Below are 581 nucleotides of genomic sequence, written 5' to 3'. Positions count from 1 at the left end.
ACATCGAGCACATTCTGGACAACCCTGTTTACGCCTCACTCTCCAGCCCACAGCACGCCCCTCTTACCCGGGGACGTGGCCGCGTCCGGCGCTACCTGGACGACGTGTCACCCTTCATGGGGCTGCCCGACGACCCGACGGAGCAGGACTGGGCCGATGCCGCCCACGTGGTGGGCACCGGCACCGCCGCGTTCCTCCACCACGTGGGGCTGGTGCCCCCGACCTGGAGCATCGTCAGCCGATTTGACCTCGTGCAGATGACCGCACCTGGAAGTGCAGAGGGCGCTCCTGATCCGCGGGTTGTACGTCTCGACACCGCAGATGTTCCCGAGATGCTGGACCTCACTCGCCGTACCGCGCCTGGTCCCTTTCTTGCCCGGACCATCGAAATGGGTACCTATCTGGGCATCCGTCATGACGGTGTGCTGGCAGCCATGGCCGGCGAACGTATGCGCCCATCTGGCTGGGTAGAGATCAGCGCCGTATGTACCGCGCCTGAGCACCGGGGGAAGGGCCTTGGTACCAGCCTCATAAGGACCCTCATCGCTCACGTCACCGCTCGGGGAGACCGCGCTTTCCTA

At 65.2% G+C, this 581-nt stretch carries 1 protein-coding gene; it reads left to right on the top strand.

What is annotated here, in order from left to right:
- Positions 1–116: 116 nt before the first annotated feature.
- Positions 117–581 (top strand): GNAT family N-acetyltransferase (locus tag VXC91_RS46685; RefSeq protein WP_329513376.1); only part of this gene is annotated, 465 nt, incomplete at its 3' end.

Source organism: Streptomyces chiangmaiensis, assembly GCF_036281785.1.
In the GTDB taxonomy this organism is placed as follows: Bacteria; Actinomycetota; Actinomycetes; order Streptomycetales; family Streptomycetaceae; genus Streptomyces; species Streptomyces chiangmaiensis.
The sequence above is the reverse complement of the archived record's forward strand: the minus strand, read 5'-3'. Positions and strand labels throughout refer to the sequence as shown.